This is a genomic window from Mycobacterium noviomagense, assembly GCF_010731635.1.
Taxonomy (GTDB): domain Bacteria; phylum Actinomycetota; class Actinomycetes; order Mycobacteriales; family Mycobacteriaceae; genus Mycobacterium; species Mycobacterium noviomagense.
On sequence record NZ_AP022583.1, the window covers coordinates 4,562,024 to 4,579,755 of the forward strand.

Below are 17,732 nucleotides of genomic sequence, written 5' to 3' on the forward strand. Positions count from 1 at the left end.
GGGCGGGCCTAGCGGGAAACAGGTTCGGCCAGCGCAACCGAATCCCGCACCGCCGCGGCGAGACTGCGCTCGTCGGTGAGATCGATCCCGACCAGACTGCGAGTCGACCTCGCGACGACGTCCTCGGCTTGGGGTACGAGTCCGCTCAGCCGGGGCCGGTAGACCTCGACGACCAGCGAGCGGCGTTCGACGTGGAAGGAGAAGCTGCGCCCGTCACCGACGTGCCCGTACCCGCTCGCGAAGATCCCCGTCCACATGTCCTCGATGGTGAACTCGAGGCTGGAAAACTGACGGTCTTCGGCGACGGTCATGGGCGCCGCTCCCCCTCATCGCTGCGCTCTGCATCGTCGCCGGCGCGGGTCATGAGCCGACCCTACCTTCGGTCACCCGCCAGATATGGGTGGCGGGCCCGGGACGCGGCCAACAATATTCCTTAGAATCGGACCCCAGTCCCAGGTTCTGTTGCATGGTCTAAGAGTTACCCGGTGGTGCGAATCTGTAAACCGCAAGTTCACCGTCGCGTCGCCGGCCTGCTGTTTTGCGTTACCTTCGCCGCAGCGTGCTCGTCGAACGCGCTGGAGACCGCACCCCCGACCATCGCGCCGGCGCAGCCTGCGCAGTCACCTCCGGTGACGGCCAGCCCGGCCGGTATGGTCCTGCCGCTGGGTGGTCACCCGCAGGCGGCGACGTTCGATGCCGCCACGTCGCGACTGGCGGTGCTGAGCCCCGGCCCCGATCCGGCAGCGCCTTCCGGCATCACCGTGGTCGGCACCGCGCAGCCGCCGCGCAGCATCGCGCTGCCGGGCCCGGCGACCGCGGTGACTGGCGATGGCCGCGGCACCGCTTACCTCTCCGGGCGCGGGGGCTACTTCACCGTGGACTTGTCCGCGGGCCACGCCACGCGGGTCGACGTCGACGGCGCACCCGACACCGACTTCACCGCGATCGCGCGGCGCGCCGACGGCAAGCTCATGTTGGGCAGCGCAGACGGTGCGGTTTATCTGCTTGAGCCGCCGGCAGCCACCCGGGCCGCCGTCGCAAAACGAAACAAGCTCTTCGCCCGGGTGGATTCGGTTGTGACACAGGGCAATACAGCGGTGGTGTTGGACCGTGGCCAGACCTCGGTGACGGCGATCGGTGCCGACGGCAATGCCCAACAAGCGCTGCGCGCCGGCCGGGGCGCGACGACCTTGGCCGCCGACCCGTTGGGCCGGGTGCTGGTTGCCGACGCCCGCGGCGGCCAGTTGCTGGTGTTCGGGGTTGACCCGCTGATCTTGCGTCAGGCCTACCCGGTTCGACAGGCGCCCTACGGCCTGGCGGGCTCGCGCGGACTCGCTTGGGTATCGCAGACGGCAACGAATATGGTCATTGGTTACGATCTGACCACCGGAATACCCGTCGAAAAGGTACGTTACCCAACCGTGCGGCAACCTAACTCGCTGGCCTTTGACGATGCCTCGGGCACGTTGTATGTGGTGTCGGGGTCAGGTGACGGAGTCCAGGTCATCGAGCATGCGGCGGGTCGGCGTTGAGCGCGGCGCGCCGCAGCCGGTTACCCGCTGAGTGGACGACAGAGATGTCCGACGAATACGAGTGGGTGCCGTTGCGCCTGCCGCCGGAGGTGACACGGGTCAGCGCATCGACGCGGCTGTCGATCGAGGCGGAGTACCGCGGCTGGGAGCTGACGCGGGTTCGGCTTTACACCGACGGGAGCCGACGAGTGCTGTTGCGCCGCAAGAAGTCTCCCCTCGACCGGCAGACCGACCAGCCCGAACTGTGAACCGAGCGCGCAAAAGGGAGCATCGGCTATACCGCGTGGTGCGCCCGCTGCTGTTTTTGCTTCCGGCAGAACAGGTGCACCGCCTGGTCTTCGCGGCGCTTCGCGGTGTGACGGCTGCCCCGCCATTGCGCCGGCTGCTGCACCGGCTGTTGGCGCCGAGGGATCCGGTGCTGGCCAGCACCGTGTTCGGGGTGAGCTTCCCGGGACCGCTCGGGCTGGCCGCCGGCTTCGACAAGGACGGGACCGGACTACGCATTTGGGGTGCGCTGGGGTTCGGCTACGCCGAGGTCGGCACCGTCACCGCCGAGCCGCAGCCGGGCAATCCGGCTCCTCGGCTGTTGCGGTTACCGTCCGACCGGGCGCTGCTGAACCGGATGGGGTTCAACAACGACGGTGCCGGCCAGTTGGCGATCCGGCTCGCGCGACGCCGGCCCGACGTGCCGATCGGTGTCAATATCGGCAAGACCAAGGCGATTCCGGCGGCCAGTGCCGCCGAGGACTATCGCACCAGCGCACGGCTGGTAGGCCCGCTGGCGTCGTATCTGGTGGTCAACGTCAGCTCCCCCAACACGCCGGGCCTGAGGGACTTGCAGGCCGTGGAGTCGCTGCGGCCGATCTTGGCCGCGGTCCGCTCTGAGACGTCCAAGCCGGTGCTGGTGAAGATCGCGCCGGATCTGTCCGATGCCGACATCGACGACATCGCAGACCTTGCCGTCGAGCTGGGCTTGGCCGGCATCGTGGCGACCAACACCACCGTCGCGCGCGACGGCCTGACCAGCAGCGGTGTGGCCGAGCTGGGCAGCGGCGGCATTTCGGGGCCGCCGCTGGCACGCCGGGCCACCGAGATACTGCGGCGGCTCTATGGGCGCGTCGGCGACCGGTTGGTGCTGATCAGCGTCGGCGGCATCGAGACCGTCGACGACGCCTGGGAGCGCATCACCGCGGGAGCCTCGCTGCTACAGGGTTACACCGGCTTCATCTACGGAGGCGGCTTGTGGCCCAAGCACATCCACGACGGGATCGCGCGTCGCCTGCGCGACGGCGGGTTCACGTCGCTGAGCGAGGCCGTCGGGTCGGCAGCGCGGAAGACTCATGGCTGAGCAGACGCAAAAGCACCCGATTTCCACTGGGAAATGGCGCTTTTGCGTCTGCTCGGCGAGCAGTTACCGCTGCTCGTAGGTGCCGTAGATGACCGCCCGCGCGATGGCGTGCTGGAACAAGTTGAATCCGAGAAACGCCGGGCTGGCGTCCTCGGTGAGGTCGAGTTTCTCGACGTCCACCGCATGCACCGCGACGTAGTAGCGGTGCGGGCCGTGCCCGGGCGGCGGGGCGGCACCGACGTAGCGGCGCATGCCGGCGTCGTTGACCAATGTCAGCGCGCCGCCTGGCAATTCGCGTCCGTCGCCCACACCCTCCGGTAGCTCGGTGACGTTCGCCGGCAGGTTCGCCACCGCCCAATGCCAGAACCCCGACAGGGTCGGCGCATCCGGGTCATAGACGGTGACCGCGAAACTGCGGGTCTGCTCGGGAAACCCTGACCAGCTCAATTGCGGGCTAGCGTCTTCGCCGCCGGCGCCCATGATGCCGCTGATCTGGGCGGTCGCCAGCGGCTGGCCGTCGGTGATCGACTTCGACGTCAGCGTGAACGACGGCAACTTGGGCAGCCGGGCATAGGGGTCAGGCAGTGTGGCCATGGTCAGTCCTCTCGTCTCGTCAGCAGTGTGTCAGAAAATTCGCCAGCACTTGGGTGCCGAACCTCAGCGCGTCCACGGGTACCCGCTCGTCGACGCCATGGAACAGCGCAGAAAAATCGAGGTCCGGCGGCAACCGCAGCGGGATGAACCCGAAGCAACGAATACCCAAGCGGGCGAAGGCTTTTGCATCTGTCCCGCCAGACAGCATGTAGGGCACGGTCCGAGCTTCGGGATCGACGGCAAGCAGCGCAGCGTTCATGGCGTCGACCAGATCGCCGTCGAAGCTGGTCTCATACGACGGCAGATCCCTGATCCATTCGCGGGTCACGTCCGGGCCGATCAGCTCGTCGACCTCCGCCTCGAACGCCGCCTGCCGGCCGGGCAGCACCCGGCAGTCCACCATGGCTTCCGCCATGGCCGGCACGACGTTGGCCTTGTAACCGGCCTTGAGCATCGTCGGGTTGGCCGTGTCGCGCAGGGTGGCCTTCACGATGCGCGCAATGGGGCCGAGCTTCTCGATCGCGCCCTCCAGATCGGCGGATTCGGTGTCGAAGGTGTGCCCGGTCTCTTCGCCGACAGCGGCCAGGAACTGCACGACGGTGTCGCTGAGCACCAGCGGGAACCGGTGGCGGCCTAACCGCGCGACCGCCTCGGCGAGCACCGTGACCGCGTTGTGATCGTGCACCATCGAGCCGTGCCCCGCCCTGCCGCGGGCGGTCAGCCGCATCCACTGCAGCCCCTTCTCGGCGGTCTCGATCAGGTACAGGCGCCGCTCACCGCCGTCGCGGCGTGGCACTGTCAGCGAAAAACCGCCGACTTCGCCGATCGCTTCGCTGACCCCGGCGAAGAGGTCGGGGCGGTTGTCGACCAGCCATTGGGCCCCGAATGTGCCGCCGTTCTCCTCGTCGGCGACGAACGCGAACACCAGGTCGCGCGGGGGCACGATGCCGGCCCGCCGGAAGTGGCGGGCAACCACGATCATCATGCCCACCATGTCTTTCATGTCGACGGCGCCGCGGCCCCACACATAGCCGTCCTCGACGGCGCCGGAGAACGGGTGCACACTCCAATCGGCCGGCTCGGCCGGCACCACGTCGAGATGGCCGTGGACCAGCAGAGCGCCCCGCGAACGGTCCGCGCCGGCCAGCCTGGCGAACACATTCCCGCGGCCGGGCGCGCCAGACTCGACGTATTCGGCCTGGTAGCCGACATCTTCCAGCTGCTGTGCGACCCAGCGGGCACACTCGGCCTCACCTTTAGTGGTCTCCGGGTCACCGGTGTTGGTGGTGTCGAACCGGATCAGGGTGCCCACGACGTCCACCACGTCGTCGACTGGCAATCCGGCTGGAACCGTCACAGTCACCTTTCCTACCATTGGACGGGCCATTGGACAGGGCGCCTCGACCCGAGTGCGCGGCTCGCGTCTTCTATGGCGGTAGTTTGGGTCGGTAGAGGCCAATCCGATAGCCTTAGCTGCCACAATTGTTGCTCCGGTCCGAGTGGCGGAATGGCAGACGCGCTAGCTTGAGGTGCTAGTGCCCTATTACTGGGCGTGGGGGTTCAAGTCCCCCCTCGGACACTCATCGGATGGTCAATCGCGGCGTTCAATCGCTGACGCGCCCACAAGCGCAACGCCGTGTCGAATACGTTGTCGCACAATGAATCTCGTTTGCAACGTAGCGGTACGGGTTGCGGCCGGCGGGTCGACAACGTCCTGCTTGTGCTTTTCGGGTAAGCCGCACGAGCGGCGCCGCTACGATCGGGCGATGACGTCCTCGGCGCTGTGGCGGCCGCGGCACAAATCGGTGGTAATCACCGGCGCGTCAAGCGGACTCGGCCGGGCGGCCGCCCTGCACCTGGCTGATCTCGGCTACCGGGTGTTCGCCGGTGTGCGGTCACAGTCGAGCGCCGAAGACCTGGTCAATCTGCCCCCATCGGCAGGTGAGTTGATCCCGGTGCTACTGGACGTCACCGACGCGACCTCCGTCGCGCGGGCCGGTGATCACGTGGAATTACGGTGTGCCGACACCGGATTGTGGGCCGTGGTGAACAACGCCGGTGTTTGCGTGGGTTCGCCACTGGAATGCCTCCCGATCGACGAGCTGCGCACTCAGCTTGAAACGAATCTGGTTGGGGTGCTACAAGTTACGCAACGTTTTCTGCCGTTGCTGCGCGCCTCCAAGGGCCGGATCGTCAACGTCAGCTCGAGCATCGGTAACGTCGCACCGCCATTTCTCGGCGCGTACGCGGCGTCTGAGTTCGGCAAAGAAGGGTTGAGCGACGCATTGCGTCGCGAATTGGGGCCACTGGGTGTGCGTGTGTCGGTGATCGAACCCGGCGTGGTAGAGACGCCGATCTGGCGCAAGCTGCGCGCCTCTGCCGAGCAGATCATCGCCACCGCCCCCGCCGACATCGCCGCCACTTACCGCAGCCGATTCACCGCTTTTCTGGACGCCCATGAAAAGCACGTGTATGCGAGCAAGACGACACCGCTGCAGTACGCGAACGCGGTTGCTGCCGCCTTGGTCGCCAAACGGCCGAAGACCCGCTACCGGGTGGGCAGGGATTCATGGCTCAGTGCGGTGACGCACCGTGTCACGCCGGATCCGGTGCTGGACGTTCTGATTGCTCTGGCTATCAGCAGACGGAGATAGGCTGCGCCACACCGAAGCACCGCTCGCGGTTTGGTGTCCCCGCGCTTGGGGAAGCCGCAATCCTGAAGTAAATGAACCCGGCCAACGGTGTCCAGCGGTCAGCGCGGTCGTAGGCTGGGTAGCGCCAGCAATCGAAAGTACGGCGAGTACGGCGAATGAACCGATCGAGTGGCTTTCTTCGGCGGACGTCGCGACGCACCTTCCGCGACCGTCGTGAAGCGGGGCGCGTGCTGGCCGAGGAGCTATCGTCCTACCGCGGCCGGGACGGACTGCTCGTTTACGGGCTGGCCCGCGGCGGCCTTCCTGTCGGCTGGGAAGTTGCCTCGGCGCTGCACGCCGACCTCGACGTGTTTTTGGTCCGCAAGCTGGGGGTGCCGCAGTGGAGCGAACTCGCCATGGGCGCATTGGCCAGCGGCGGCGGCGTGGTGATGAACGACAACGTCGTATCCAGCCTGCGCATCAGCGATGAGCAGGTGCGTGCGGTCATCGAACGCGAAACCGCTGAGCTGAAGCGGCGGGAGCAGGCGTATCGCGGCGATCGCCCGGTCGCTGACCCGCGGGGCAAAACCGTGATTCTGGTCGACGACGGCATCGCCACCGGCGCCAGCATGCTCGCGGCGGTGCGGGCTGTCCGGGCCGCCGGTCCAGAATCGGTCGTTGTCGCCGTCCCGGTGGGCCCGCCGTCAGCGTGCCAGCAACTGGCACAGGAGGCTGACGACGTGGTGTGCGCGACCATGCCGCCCGCATTCGAGGCCGTGGGTCAGGTCTACGACGACTTTCACCAGGTCAGCGACGACGAGGTCCGTGAGCTGCTGGCCACCCCGCCGTGGGCAGGTGCCAGCCAGAACTAAGCTTTAGCGGCCCTCACCAGGCATCCAGCACGTGCCTAGCGAGTGTTGTCGTCCTTGATGGCATCGCCGTGGTCAGCGTCGGGAGCCGGCTTCTCGCCGGTGGCGGTGCCGGATTCGGCGGCCGGATGCTCCTCGTGCTCCTCCGGGAGGTCTTCTGGGTAGTCGGCGTAATCGCTTTCCTGGGTGGCGCTATCGGGGCCGCCGGACACGCCATATCCGGTCTGGCCGGCGCCTGGCCGCACCTCGGCACCCGCCGGCACCGGTTCACCACCACCGGCCTGGCGCCGCTGGCGTTCCTGCAGCGCGTCGATGATCAGCAGCACCACGCCCACCACACTTGCGCCGATGCATACCCAAGCCACCAACTCGTTGCTGGTGACGACCGCGAAAACCAACGCGGCAAGGCCTATCACCGCGAGCACCAGCGCAATAATCAGCATCGGTCAACCCTCCAGCCGACGGGGCAGCTACTACGAAGCCTGCCAGGGGTGAGCGCAAGCCACGCAGGCCAGGCCCGTTCGACTAGTTAGTACCCCGATTGAACTGGTTGAACCCGCCGGCCTCGTTGGTAGCGCTGGAATCGACCGGTGCTGCCGAGCCGCGCTGGCCGAGCTCTTCGAGCTGAGATTCCAGGTAGGTCTTCAGCCGGGTGCGGTATTCGCGTTCAAACGTCCGAAGTTGCTCCAGCCGACCTTCCAGCACGGTGCGCTGCTGGTTGATGGTGCCCATGATCTCGGAGTGCTTGCGTTCGGCGTCGGCCTGCAACGCGTCGGCCTTCTCCTGCGCCTGCCGCAGCTGAGCCTCCGAGCGGGTCTGGGCATCGGCCAGCATCGCGTCGGCGCGCTGGCGGGCCTCGGCGATGGTGGAGTCGGCTTCACGCCGGGCGTCGGCGAGAATCTGGTCGGCATTGGCGCGTGCATCGGCCAGCAGCTTGTCCGCCTCGGCCTTGGCGGTGCTGGTCAGCCGGTCGGCGGTGTCCTGCGCCAAGCTCAACACCTTGGCGGCCCTCATGGCCTGCTCCTCGCCGGACTCGGCGGGAGCAGCAGCAGCGGCCGGCGCGGGTGCGCGCTCCGGTTCGGGCTCGGGCCGGTACAGCGGAATGGCTTCCGTTGGTTGAGCGCCGCCACCGGAGCGGGCGCTGGCCAGCTCTTGTTCCAATTCGTTGACCCGTTGGCGGAGATCGGAATTCTCCTCGATGAGCCGGGTGAGCTCGGTTTCCACTAGGTCGAGGAAGGCGTCGACCTCGTCTTCGTTGTAGCCGCGCTTGCCGATCGGCGGCTTACTGAACGCCACATTGTGGACGTCGGCTGGTGTGAGCGGCATTCTTTGCCCCCTCGACTCTGGACGGTCAAACGATCTGGAAAGTGTAGAACGGCCTGCTAGCCGCACTGCAACTGTCGCCCATCCTGTCACACCAGACCCGGCGGTTGCAGACGAGACCGATAATTAAGAACGAATTTCAAAAACTAAGATTTGCCGAATGCCGCCTTAAAGGCACGAGAAATGCGCGCTGCGAACACTTTTGGGCGGTTCAGGCGGCGGCGCTGAATGCCAGCTGCATGCCAATGAACGCGACTAGCAGCAACACCATGATGGACAAATCGAAGCGAACCGCGCCGATCGTTAGCTGCGGTATCAACCGGCGTAAAAGTTTCACCGGCGGATCGGTGAGCGACATGATGATCTCCAGGATCACCACCGTGGCGCCGCGCGGATGCCAGTCACGGCTGAACGAGCGAACGAACTCGACAACGACCCGGGCGATCAGCAGCAGCCAGAAGACGAACAGCGCGAAACCGAGGATTTCGAAGAACAGCGCCAATGAGAGCCCGACCTTACTACTGAGAATGCGACATCGACGACACGGTCACCAGCGACCAGTGCGATAACCGACAGCCTACCGATTGCCGCTGCCGACCCACACAGCCGTGCCCGGCCCTCGGAGCCAGCCGGGCTGTCGCCCGTTACTGGTAGGCGTAGAAGCCGGTCTCGGCGATGCGGCGCCGCTCCTCCGGCGACACCTCGACGTCGGCAGGCGACAGCAGGAACACCTTGGTGGCGACCTTGTCGAACGAACCCCGCAGACCGAACGCCAATCCGGCGGCGAAGTCCACCAGCCGTTTGGCTTCGGCGTTGTCCAGCGACACCAAGTCGATGATCACCGGGGTGCCGTCGCGGAACCGCTCGCCGATGGTGCGGGCCTCGGTGTAGTCCTTAGGCCGCAGCGTGGTGATCTTCGACAGCGGGCTGCCCTCGTCGAACAGCATCGCCATCCGGCGCGGATCCATCGCCAGCGCGCCGCGGGTCGAGCCCCGCAATAGCCCGAATCGAGGCCGGCCCAGTTCGCTGCGGTCGTAGTCGCGGGGCCGGAACCGGGGCTCGTCGGCGTAGCCGCCGCGGTAGCTGCCGGGCGGGTAGTCGTCCGGCTCGCCGCGCGGATCGTCGTAGTCCCGCCCTTCGTAGCGGCTGTAGCCGTCCTCGAACCGGTGCCGGGAGTAACCGCTGCGGGACGGAGCGCGGTCGTCGTCGTAGTACTCGTCGTCGTAGTCCTCCATCGGAGCCATACCGAAGTAGGCCTTGACCTTGTGCAGTGTGCTCATCGCGTGACCCCTTCTGGATGCGGTGCCTTTGATGAAGGTGTGACTACAGTGACTTATCACGGTGACCGTAACGGTCGAGGACCCAATAGCGCGGTACCGACACGCACACAGGTCGAACCATGTTTTATCGCCAGTTCCAGGTCGTTCGACATTCCTGCGGACAGGCCGGCCGCCTCTGGATGCGACCGGCGGACGCGGCGATGCTCGGCTTGCAGGCGTTCGAAGGCCGCGTCGGGATCCCAGTCCAGTGGCGGAATTCCCATCAATCCGACCAGCTCGAGGTTGTCGGCGGCTGCGATCTGCGCGCAGAGCTCGTCGACGGCGCTGGGCGCCGAGACGTCGACGCCGCCACGCGACACATCGCCGTCGAGACTGACCTGCACGTAGACCCACAGCGGACCTTGACGATGACCGTCAGCGCGGGCCGTACCCACCGCCCGGTCGAGCGCGGCCGCTATGCGCACGCTGCTGACCGAGTGCACGGTGTGCGCCCAACGGGCCAAGGAACGGGCTTTGTTGCGCTGAATCTGGCCGACCATGTGCCAGCGCACCGGCGGTGATCCCGGGCCTAATAACCGGGCGACTTCACCAACCTTCGCCGAAGCTTCCTGATCACGGGATTCGCCAACGGATGCACAACCCAGTCGCGACAAAATCACAACATCGGTTGCTGGAAAGAATTTGGTAATCGGTAAAAGCTCAATTTCTTCAGGTTTTCGGCCCACCGCCTCGGCGGCTGCCGCCAATCGCGATCGCACTGCGGCCAAAGCATTGGCCAATTCCGATTCGCGCTCTTCGCGGACTTCCGGGTTCGGCCCGACGTCGGCCACCGCGTTCATTCCATCCACACCAGCGACGCCAGCCGCCCGGTCGGCGCGCCGCGGCGGTGGCTGAACAGGCTCGGGTCGTCCACCGTGCAGCGCGGGTCGATGTCGATGGCTTGAACACCCAAATCGCTTAACTGGCAAGCGATCCCGGCTCGCAGGTCGAGTCCGGGCGTGCCGGATGAGGTGGTGGTACGGCTGCCCGGCAGTGCCGTGGCGACCTCGTCGGCCATCGCTGCGGGCACTTCGTAGTTGTGCCCGCTGACCGCGGGGCCGAGCAGAGCGGAGATGTCGTCGGTGTGCGCACCGAGAGACAACATCGTCTCCAGCGCCCGCGCCACCACGCCGCGCTGCGCGCCGACGCGACCGGCGTGCACCGCCGCGACCACGCCGGCGCGGGCATCGGCCATCAACACCGGCACGCAGTCGGCGCTCACCACGGCCAGCGCCAGTCGCGGCGTCGCGGTCACCAATGCGTCGGTCTCGTCGACCGCGGTCTCCCGCGGCTCCCCGACCACCTCGACGTGATCACCGTGGACCTGATTCATCCACACCACCCGGTTGACTTCAAGCCCGATCGCCGCAGCCAACCGCGCCCGGTTGGCCGCCACCGCCGCGGGATCGTCGCCGACATGGTCGCCGAGATTGAACGTGTCGAACGGCGGCGCCGAGACACCGCCCGCCCGGGTGGTGGTCACCCGCCGGATGCGATAGCTCACCTGCCCAGTATTAGCGCCGCATGAACGGCGGCACGTCGACGTCCTCGTCGTCTTCATCGCCGCCGATATTGAACGTCGTGCCGTTGGTGGGCACCGGGACGCTGACGGCGTCGGCCGGCTCGAAGAGCGTCGAGGAGACCTTCCCGTGCTTTCCGGGGGCGATCGTCGGAGTTTCCGCGCCGCCCGCTAATGGCCTGCGAGTGGGTCCGGTCGACGCGAAGCCTGCCGCGATCACCGTGACACGCACCTCGTCGCCGAGGGAATCGTCGATGACCGTGCCGAAAATGATGTTGGCGTCTTGATGAGCGGCGTCTTGCACGAGCGACGCCGCCTCGTTGATCTCGAACAGGCCCAGGTCGCTGCCGCCGGCGATCGACATCAGCACGCCCTGCGCGCCCTCCATGGACTGCTCCAGCAGCGGTGAGTTAATCGCGATCTCGGCCGCTTTGAGTGCTCGGCCCTCGCCGCGGGCGGAGCCAATGCCCATCAGCGCGGTTCCGGCCCCGGACATGATGCCCTTGACGTCGGCGAAGTCGACGTTGATCAGCCCCGGCGTGGTGATCAGGTCGGTGATGCCCTGCACACCGTTGAGCAGCACCTCGTCGGCGCTGCGAAACGCGTCCATCAGCGACACCTGCGCGTCGCCCATCTGCAGCAACCGGTCATTGGGGATCACGATCAGCGTGTCACAGCTTTCGCGCAGCGTGGCGATGCCGGTTTCGGCTTGCTGGCTGCGCCGCTTGCCCTCGAACGAGAACGGCCGGGTGACCACGCCGACCGTCAACGCGCCGAGCTTGCGGGCGATGCTGGCCACGACGGGGGCCCCGCCGGTGCCGGTACCGCCGCCTTCACCGGCGGTGACGAACACCATGTCGGCCCCGCGCAGCAGTTCTTCGATCTCGTCCTTGGCGTCTTCGGCGGCCTTGCGCCCTACCTCGGGGTCGGCGCCGGCGCCGAGGCCGCGGGTGGAGTCACGGCCGACGTCGAGTTTGACGTCGGCATCGCTCATCAACAGCGCTTGGGCGTCGGTGTTGATGGCGATGAACTCCACGCCTTTGAGGCCCTGCTCGATCATCCGGTTGACGGCGTTGACACCACCGCCGCCGATACCCACGACTTTGATGACGGCCAGGTAGTTATGCGGGGGGGTCATCATTGCGTCTTCCTCCCTGGTGGGCTTGGCCTGGTGGCGAAGCTCCTTGGTGACTCTCGGCGAGCCGTAAACCCTCAACCTCAACCTTAGGCTTAGAGTTATGTCAAGTAGTTCCGCGCAACCAGAACGGTATGGCCGCGGCGCGTGCTGGTGATGCAGGCGCGCCGACGCGTCGCCGTGAATTTCGGCCATTTTTCGGCCCGGGCGTTGTTCGGCCCTGGGCAAGTGAGATTGCGCTGAGGGCTGCGATTGGTCAGAATTCGCGACCCTGGATGCAATTTCGACGAAGCAGCCGCCCTACTTGACCGTCGGCAAGTCCGGGCTGGACAGGTCATAAGTCTTTCCGGGCTGCGTCAGCAGCGCGGCCAGTTTCTCGGCCTTCTCCTCGGTGCGGTCGGTGGTCCCCCAGATCACGGTTCGCCCGTCCGCCAGCGTCAACGTGATGGAGGCAACCGACGGAGCCGCCACCCGCCCGACCTGGCCCGCCACCTCCGGGCGCAGCGCGGTGAGCACCGCCAGCACAGCCTTGGTTGCCGGATCCGTCGGACCGGGATTGTCGACGTCGATATAGGGCAGCGCCGGTGGCGGCGGGGCGATGGCGAAGTCGACACCGTCGCGGTCGTAGAGGTGCGGGCCATCGGGAAAGTCCTTGACCACCACGGGAACCCGCTCGACGATCGTGATGCGCAGCGTCGACGGATACTGGCGCTGCACCCGCGCGCTGGCCACCCGTCGGATGGCTGCCACCCGGTCGGCGACTGCGTCGGTGTCGATCTGCAGCAGCGGTGTCCCGGGCCGCACCTTTGCCGTGTCGAGTACCTCCTCGCGAGTCACCGCGCCGGTTCCGGCGACGACGATGCTGCGCGCCGACATCACCGGCGTGAAGTACAGGATGAGCCCGAGCCCGACGGTGACCACCGCCAACAGGACCGTCGCGAGCATCATCTTCAATCCGCGAACGGCGCCCCGCGGAACGGGTTTGCCCTCGCCGAGTACGCCGCCGCGGGCTTTTCGTTTGGCCTCCCGGCGGGCCTCTTCGATCGCCCTGGCCCGGGCTTCCGCGGCGCGCCGCTCGGCGCGCTCCTGGCGGGCCCGACGACGCGGGCCTTCGAAACGGATCGCCCCCGAGTCGGGATTTTCGCCCTCCGGGGTGGCGATCGGCTCGGTCGCCGCGTCGGTCGCCGGCCCGGACGTCGGTTCGCTCACCACTGCCCCCCGGGACGGCCCGGCAACGTGCGGTTCGCCCGCACCCGCAACGCGGTCACGATCTCGGGCGCCAGCATGGTCACGTCGCCGGCGCCCATGGTGACGACGACGTCGCCGGGCCGAACCGCCGCGGCCACCGTCTCGGCGACGGCGGAGAAATCCGGAACATAGTGCACCGGCACGCTGACGTGCTCGGCCACACTGGCTCCGCTCACACCGGGCAGCGGTTGTTCGCGTGCGCCGTAGACATCGAGCACGAAGACCTCGTCGGCGGCATCGAGGGCGTGGCCGAACTCGGCTGCGAAAGTTTTTGTCCGCGAATATAAGTGGGGCTGGAACACGACCACGGCCCGACCGTTGCCGCTTTGGTCCAGCAGTGTGCGGACAGCAGCCAGCGTCGCGCTGATTTCCGTCGGGTGGTGGGCGTAGTCGTCGAATACCCGCACCGACGCCGCAGTGCCGATCAGCTCGAATCGCCGGCGCACCCCTTCAAAACCGGCCAGGCCGTCGAGCACCGACTCTGGCGGAGCGCCGATTTCAATAGCGGCAAGGAATGCGCCCAACGCGTTGAGCGCCATGTGCCGGCCCGGCACCGATAGCCGCATCGCCCAGGGGTTGGGATCGCCGACTAGCTGGATGTGCGCCACCGCGCCTGTGCCTTGCTGCTCCCACGACAGCAGCGTGGCGGTTAGTGGATATTTCCGGCTTGCGGGACCGTGATCGGCTGGCTGGCTGCCATAGCGCAGCACCCGAATGCCCAGCGCCGCAGTGCGTTCCGCCAACGCGGCCGCTCCCGGATCGTCGGTGCAGACCACGAGGGCCCCACCGGGGGCAAGGCGTTCGACGAAGGAGTCGAACACTGCCGTATACGCGTCGACGCTGCCAAAGAAGTCCAGATGATCGGACTCGATGTTGGTGACGACCGCGACGTGGGGCGTGTACTCGAGCAGCGAGCCGTCACTTTCGTCAGCCTCGGCGACGAAGTAGTCGCCGCTGCCGTGGTGGGCGTTGGTTCCGGCCTCGCCCAGCTCGCCTCCGACCGCGAACGACGGATCGAGCCCGCAGTGCTGCAGCGCAACGATCAGCATCGACGTCGTGGTCGTCTTACCGTGCGTTCCGGTGACCATCAACGTGGTGCGCCCGGCCATCAGCTTGGCCAGCACGGCGGGCCTCAGCACCACCGGGATGCCGCGGCGGCGGGCTTCGACCAGCTCGGGGTTGGTCTTGGGGATCGCGGCATGGGTGGTGATGACCGCAGTCGGCCCGCCGGGCAGCAGATCCAGCGACGAGGTGTCGTGGCCGATGCGGATCAGCGCACCGCGGGCGCGCAACGCACGCACACCTCGCGACTCCTTGGCGTCCGACCCCGAGACCATCCCCCCGCGGTCCAGCAGGATGCGGGCGATGCCCGACATGCCCGCTCCCCCAATGCCGACCATGTGCACCCGCTCCAACTCCGGCGGCAGCGACGTATCGCTCACCGTCACCCCGTTCCCGTCGGCCGCCGCTCACGCGCCCCCCGCGCTTGACGTGCCACGTCCAGGCCAGCCTGAGCCACCCGCTGCGCCGCATCCGGATGCGCGGCCCGGGCAGCAGCCGCCGTCATCGCCGCCAGCCGCGGCGGGTCGTTCAGCAGCCCGGCCACCTGTTCGGCCACGAAGCGCGGTGTCAAGTCCGCGTCGGCGACCAGCAGCCCGCCGCCGGCGTTGACCACCGGCACCGCGTTGAGCCGCTGTTCGCCGTTGCCGATGGGCAGCGGGACGTAGACCGCGGGCAGCCCGACGGCGGAGACCTCGGCGACAGTCATCGCCCCGGACCGACAGATCGCCAAATCGGCTGCGGCATAAGCCAAGTCCATCCGGTCCAGGTAGGGCACCGCCACATACGGCGGGTCGCCGGGCGCTGGTGCCCGCAGGTCCAGAGCGTTCTTGGGCCCGTAGGCATGCAAAACGGCAACGCCGGCGGCCGCCAAGTCACTGGCCGCCGCGGAGACAGCGCGGTTGATCGACGCCGCGCCCTGCGAGCCGCCGAACACCAGCAGCACGCGGTCGTCCTCGCTGAAGCCGAAGTGGGCACGCGCGGACGACCGCAAAGCCGCGCGGTCCAGCCCGGTGATCGCCGAGCGCACCGGCACACCGACCACCTCGGTGCGCCGCAGCCCGCAATCGGGCACGGCGGACAGCACCCGGACCGCGATCGGAGCGCCGACCCGGTTGGCTAGCCCGGCGCTGGCGTTGGCTTCATGGATCACCACCGGTATGCGGCGCCGACGGCCGGGTATGCCGCGGGCGGCCAAATACGCCGGTAGCGCGACGTAGCCACCGAACCCGATCACGACGTCGGCGTCGACCTCGTCGAGCACCGCGCGGGTCTGCCGGACCGCTCGCATTACCCGCGGCGGCAGCCGGGCCAAATCGGCGCTGAGCTTACGCGGCAGCGGTACCGGGGTGATCAGCTCGAGTGGGTAGCCCCGCTCGGGCACCAGCCTGGTCTCCAACCCGCGGGCGGTGCCCAGAGCGGTGATGCGTACCTGCGGATCCAATGCGGTCAAGGCGTCGGCGACGGCCATGGCGGGTTCGACATGACCGGCCGTGCCACCGCCGGCGAGGACGACCGACAACGCGGCGTCTGCGGCTGGCTGTGTGACCGAGTCGTTCAATAACGCTGACCTTCCAGTGCGCGAGCACGCCCGCTGCGTGGCTGACGCTGGCCGGCGTGGCGTTGACGCTCTCCATGATGCCCCGATCGGCGCGCCGGCCGATCGGCCGCACGGCCTTTGGCTGATCGCGCCGCCCGAGACGCCGACGCCGTGCGATCGGGCTTGCGCTGCTTCTTAGATGGTTGCGGACGCGCACGCAGCCGATCACGCAGAGCCTCGGCCCGGGTCGGCGAGTAGGGCTGGGGCAGCGGTAGCCGCAGCAGCCGGTTCATCCGGTCGTCGCGGCCGGCCCGCAGCGCGGCCACCGCCTCCGGTTCGTGACGCGCCGCGTTCGCCATCACGCCGATCATGAGAAGTGTTGTGGCCGTTGATGTTCCACCCGCAGAGATGAGCGGCAACTGAATGCCGGTGACGGGGAGCAGCCCGATCACATACCCGACGTTGATGAACACCTGGCCGATCACCCACATCGTGGTGGTGGCGGTGAGCAGCCGCAGGAACGGGTCGGCTGATCGGCGGGCGATCCGCATCCCGGTATAGGCGAACAGCCCGAACAGGGCCAGCAGCCCGAATGCGCCGACGAAGCCGAGTTCCTCGCCGATGATCGCGAAGATGAAGTCGTTGTGGGCGTTGGGCAGGTAGTTCCATTTCGCGGTGCCCTGCCCAAGACCGTGGCCGAAGATGCCGCCGTTGGCCAGCGCGAACTTCGCCTGGCGGGCTTGGTATCCGGAGTCTTGGGGATCCTGCCCGGGATTGAGCCATGACCGCACCCGGTCGGAGCGGTAACCTTCCGAGACCGCCAGGATCGCGCCGGAGACGATGACCGCGAACAGCGAACTCAAAAACACCCGCAGCGGCAGGCCGGCATACCACAGCAGGGCCAGCAGGATGATGCCCATCGACACCGTCTGGCCGAGGTCGGGCTGGGCCACGATCAGCGCCAACGCGATGACGGCGGCCGGCACCAGCGGAATCAGCATTTCTCGCAGCGAGGCCCGCTCCATGCGGCGGGCCGCCAACAGATGGGCTCCCCAGATTGCGAAGGCGATTTTGGTCAGCTCCGAGGGCTGCATCGAGAACCCCGCCACCACGAACCAGCCGCGGCAGCCGTTGGCGTAGTGGCCTATCCCGGGGACCAGCACCAATACCAGCAACACGATCGTCAGCGCGTAGCTGGAAAATGCCATGCGCCGCATCAGCCACACCGGTACCCGCAGCGCCAGGTAGCACGCCACGAGCCCGATGACGGTCCACAACACCTGCCGGCCGAAGATAACCCACGCCGAGCCGTCGTCGTCATAGGACCGCACTCCGGACGCCGACAACACCATGATCAAACCCATGGTGGTCAGCAGCGCCGCGACAGCGATGATCAGGTGAAACGACGTCATCGGCCGGCCCAGCCAGGCGCCGAACCGGGTGCGTGGTCCGCCCGTCGGCGGGGCGATGACAGCTCGCGGCTGGCTGGCCGGGGTCGTCGGTTCCGCGGCCTCATCAGCGGACGGGGACGGCGGCGCCTCGTCCGGCGCTGGTTCGCTCGCGACCTGCGACGTGTTGTCCCGGTGCCGCCACCGGGCCAGCGGGCTGTTCAT

General features: G+C 67.5%; 18 protein-coding genes, 1 tRNA gene and 1 pseudogene. 6 read left to right on the plus strand and 14 right to left on the minus strand.

Annotated features, from left to right (window positions below; translation table 11 throughout):
- Positions 1-8: 8 nt before the first annotated feature.
- Complete coding sequence (locus G6N15_RS21605; RefSeq protein ID WP_083088902.1) at positions 9-311, minus strand: hypothetical protein; 303 nt, start codon at positions 309-311, stop codon at positions 9-11.
- A gap of 183 nt (positions 312-494) precedes the next feature.
- On the opposite strand from G6N15_RS21605, the gene G6N15_RS21610 reads away from it, so the two are divergent.
- Genes G6N15_RS21610 through G6N15_RS21620 form a run of 3 tightly spaced genes read left to right on the plus strand, consistent with a single transcriptional unit; the run spans position 495 to position 2,880 of the window.
- Complete coding sequence (locus G6N15_RS21610; RefSeq protein ID WP_372506529.1) at positions 495-1,532, plus strand: hypothetical protein; 1,038 nt, start codon at positions 495-497, stop codon at positions 1,530-1,532.
- Positions 1,529-1,780 (plus strand): DUF5703 family protein, encoded by a 252-nt coding sequence (locus G6N15_RS21615; RefSeq protein WP_083088901.1) that lies wholly within the window; start codon positions 1,529-1,531, stop codon positions 1,778-1,780. The genes G6N15_RS21610 and G6N15_RS21615 overlap by 4 nt, the downstream gene beginning before the upstream one ends.
- Positions 1,777-2,880 (plus strand): quinone-dependent dihydroorotate dehydrogenase, encoded by a 1,104-nt coding sequence (locus G6N15_RS21620; RefSeq protein WP_232070303.1) that lies wholly within the window; start codon positions 1,777-1,779, stop codon positions 2,878-2,880. Before G6N15_RS21615 ends, G6N15_RS21620 begins: the two co-directional genes overlap by 4 nt.
- 63 nt (positions 2,881-2,943) lie before the next feature.
- On the opposite strand, the gene G6N15_RS21625 is transcribed toward G6N15_RS21620, so the two are convergent.
- The gene (locus G6N15_RS21625) at positions 2,944-3,474 is read right to left on the minus strand and encodes a YbhB/YbcL family Raf kinase inhibitor-like protein (protein WP_083088899.1); all 531 of its coding nucleotides are present in this window, start codon (positions 3,472-3,474) and stop codon (positions 2,944-2,946) included.
- A 19-nt stretch (positions 3,475-3,493) separates the two neighbouring features.
- A complete protein-coding gene (locus G6N15_RS21630; protein ID WP_083088898.1) occupies positions 3,494-4,849 on the minus strand; it encodes a M20/M25/M40 family metallo-hydrolase in 1,356 nt (451 codons plus the stop codon).
- 118 nt (positions 4,850-4,967) lie between these two features.
- On the opposite strand from G6N15_RS21630, the gene G6N15_RS21635 reads away from it, so the two are divergent.
- From G6N15_RS21635 to G6N15_RS21645, 3 genes and pseudogenes are all read left to right on the plus strand, one after another.
- Positions 4,968-5,053, plus strand: a tRNA-Leu gene (locus G6N15_RS21635).
- Between the two features lie 187 nt (positions 5,054-5,240).
- Positions 5,241-6,128, plus strand: coding sequence for an SDR family NAD(P)-dependent oxidoreductase (locus tag G6N15_RS21640; RefSeq protein ID WP_083088921.1), 888 nt, complete (start codon positions 5,241-5,243; stop codon positions 6,126-6,128).
- A 146-nt stretch (positions 6,129-6,274) separates the two neighbouring features.
- A pseudogene (locus G6N15_RS21645) lies at positions 6,275-6,979 on the plus strand (phosphoribosyltransferase); the annotation flags it as partial.
- 35 nt (positions 6,980-7,014) lie between these two features.
- On the opposite strand, the gene G6N15_RS21650 reads toward G6N15_RS21645, so the two are convergent.
- From G6N15_RS21650 to ftsW, 11 genes are all read right to left on the minus strand, one after another.
- Complete coding sequence (locus G6N15_RS21650) at positions 7,015-7,419, minus strand: hypothetical protein (protein ID WP_083088896.1); 405 nt, start codon at positions 7,417-7,419, stop codon at positions 7,015-7,017.
- An 82-nt stretch (positions 7,420-7,501) separates the two neighbouring features.
- On the minus strand, positions 7,502-8,302 hold the full coding sequence (gene wag31 / locus G6N15_RS21655) for a DivIVA-like cell division protein Wag31 (protein WP_083088895.1): 801 nt from the start codon (positions 8,300-8,302) through the stop codon (positions 7,502-7,504).
- 208 nt (positions 8,303-8,510) lie between these two features.
- The gene (locus tag G6N15_RS21660) at positions 8,511-8,801 is read right to left on the minus strand and encodes a YggT family protein (RefSeq protein ID WP_083088894.1); all 291 of its coding nucleotides are present in this window, start codon (positions 8,799-8,801) and stop codon (positions 8,511-8,513) included.
- Positions 8,802-8,943: 142 nt separating this feature from the next.
- On the minus strand, positions 8,944-9,579 hold the full coding sequence (locus G6N15_RS21665) for a cell division protein SepF (RefSeq protein WP_083088893.1): 636 nt from the start codon (positions 9,577-9,579) through the stop codon (positions 8,944-8,946).
- Between the two features lie 56 nt (positions 9,580-9,635).
- Positions 9,636-10,418 carry a YggS family pyridoxal phosphate-dependent enzyme gene (locus G6N15_RS21670; protein WP_083088892.1) on the minus strand — a complete coding sequence of 261 codons (783 nt, stop codon included), beginning with the start codon at positions 10,416-10,418 and terminating at the stop codon, positions 9,636-9,638.
- Positions 10,415-11,122, minus strand: a complete 708-nt coding sequence (gene pgeF, locus G6N15_RS21675) for a peptidoglycan editing factor PgeF (RefSeq protein ID WP_083088891.1) — start codon at positions 11,120-11,122, stop codon at positions 10,415-10,417. Before pgeF ends, G6N15_RS21670 begins: the two co-directional genes overlap by 4 nt.
- Positions 11,123-11,132: 10 nt before the next feature.
- Positions 11,133-12,275, minus strand: a complete 1,143-nt coding sequence (gene ftsZ, locus G6N15_RS21680; protein ID WP_083088920.1) for a cell division protein FtsZ — start codon at positions 12,273-12,275, stop codon at positions 11,133-11,135.
- 297 nt (positions 12,276-12,572) lie between these two features.
- A complete protein-coding gene (locus G6N15_RS21685) occupies positions 12,573-13,484 on the minus strand; it encodes a cell division protein FtsQ/DivIB (protein ID WP_083088890.1) in 912 nt (303 codons plus the stop codon).
- The gene (gene murC / locus G6N15_RS21690) at positions 13,478-14,962 is read right to left on the minus strand and encodes a UDP-N-acetylmuramate--L-alanine ligase (RefSeq protein WP_083088889.1); all 1,485 of its coding nucleotides are present in this window, start codon (positions 14,960-14,962) and stop codon (positions 13,478-13,480) included. The genes G6N15_RS21685 and murC overlap by 7 nt, the downstream gene beginning before the upstream one ends.
- 2 nt (positions 14,963-14,964) lie before the next feature.
- Positions 14,965-16,227 carry an undecaprenyldiphospho-muramoylpentapeptide beta-N-acetylglucosaminyltransferase gene (murG, locus tag G6N15_RS21695; RefSeq protein WP_372506528.1) on the minus strand — a complete coding sequence of 421 codons (1,263 nt, stop codon included), beginning with the start codon at positions 16,225-16,227 and terminating at the stop codon, positions 14,965-14,967.
- On the minus strand, positions 16,137-17,732 hold the full coding sequence (ftsW, locus tag G6N15_RS21700) for a putative lipid II flippase FtsW (protein ID WP_083088888.1): 1,596 nt from the start codon (positions 17,730-17,732) through the stop codon (positions 16,137-16,139). Before ftsW ends, murG begins: the two co-directional genes overlap by 91 nt.

What these genes read in the sequence shown, in the direction of transcription:
- G6N15_RS21605 (WP_083088902.1), bottom strand. Translation starts at nt 311, where the DNA reads ATGACCGTCGCCGAAGACCGTCAGTTTTCCAGCCTCGAGTTCACCATC.
- G6N15_RS21625 (WP_083088899.1), bottom strand. Translation starts at nt 3,474, where the DNA reads ATGGCCACACTGCCTGACCCCTATGCCCGGCTGCCCAAGTTGCCGTCG.
- G6N15_RS21630 (WP_083088898.1), bottom strand. Translation starts at nt 4,849, where the DNA reads ATGGTAGGAAAGGTGACTGTGACGGTTCCAGCCGGATTGCCAGTCGAC.
- G6N15_RS21640 (WP_083088921.1), top strand. Translation starts at nt 5,241, where the DNA reads ATGACGTCCTCGGCGCTGTGGCGGCCGCGGCACAAATCGGTGGTAATC.
- G6N15_RS21650 (WP_083088896.1), bottom strand. Translation starts at nt 7,419, where the DNA reads ATGCTGATTATTGCGCTGGTGCTCGCGGTGATAGGCCTTGCCGCGTTG.
- wag31 (WP_083088895.1), bottom strand. Translation starts at nt 8,302, where the DNA reads ATGCCGCTCACACCAGCCGACGTCCACAATGTGGCGTTCAGTAAGCCG.
- G6N15_RS21665 (WP_083088893.1), bottom strand. Translation starts at nt 9,579, where the DNA reads ATGAGCACACTGCACAAGGTCAAGGCCTACTTCGGTATGGCTCCGATG.
- G6N15_RS21670 (WP_083088892.1), bottom strand. Translation starts at nt 10,418, where the DNA reads ATGAACGCGGTGGCCGACGTCGGGCCGAACCCGGAAGTCCGCGAAGAG.
- ftsZ (WP_083088920.1), bottom strand. Translation starts at nt 12,275, where the DNA reads ATGACCCCCCCGCATAACTACCTGGCCGTCATCAAAGTCGTGGGTATC.
- ftsW (WP_083088888.1), bottom strand. Translation starts at nt 17,732, where the DNA reads ATGAACAGCCCGCTGGCCCGGTGGCGGCACCGGGACAACACGTCGCAG.